General features: G+C 48.7%; 1 pseudogene. It reads right to left on the bottom strand.

Going from position 1 to position 462, the window contains the following annotated elements:
* Nucleotides 1-418, bottom strand: a pseudogene (locus ACTHUR_RS20300) (recombinase); the annotation flags it as partial.
* Between the last annotated feature and the right edge of the window lie 44 nt (nucleotides 419-462).

Genomic DNA, 462 nt, shown 5'->3' with positions numbered 1-462 from the left:
GGATCAACCATTGGCGGATGCTGAGGGTTTGCAGCCATCTGTCGTCGTTTTCCGAATGAAAAAGATAGAGGAACACTTCGCGCAGGTTGGCAAAATCTTTATAGGACGGGCTGAAACGTTCGTATATGCGTATGCCCATCTCGCGGGTGCAGCTGTGGCGCGAGAAGATACCGAGTTTGATCAAAGCCGGATAGATGTGGACTTGCGAAAGCCAGTGGTAAAAGCGGCCGCTGAAGTTTTTTGCGAGTGCTTCGTCTTGTTTGAGCGTGGCGATAATCAGGTCGAAGCGTTCTGCCGCCTGTTTTTTGCCGCCGCGCCGCAGGAATTTGATTAAGGCATTGAGAATAAGGACGAAATCGGTGTCGGTCAGGCTTTTGGAAAGTAAGGGATGTAGATTTTGGTGAGTAATTTTTTCCATTGCGGTATTTTTACACAAAACGGCGGGTTTGATAAGTTCGGGTA

The sequence above is a fragment of the Neisseria sp. P0021.S007 genome (genome assembly GCF_051956855.1).
Note: the sequence above shows the minus strand (reverse complement) of the source record. Positions and strands in the feature narration are given on the sequence as shown.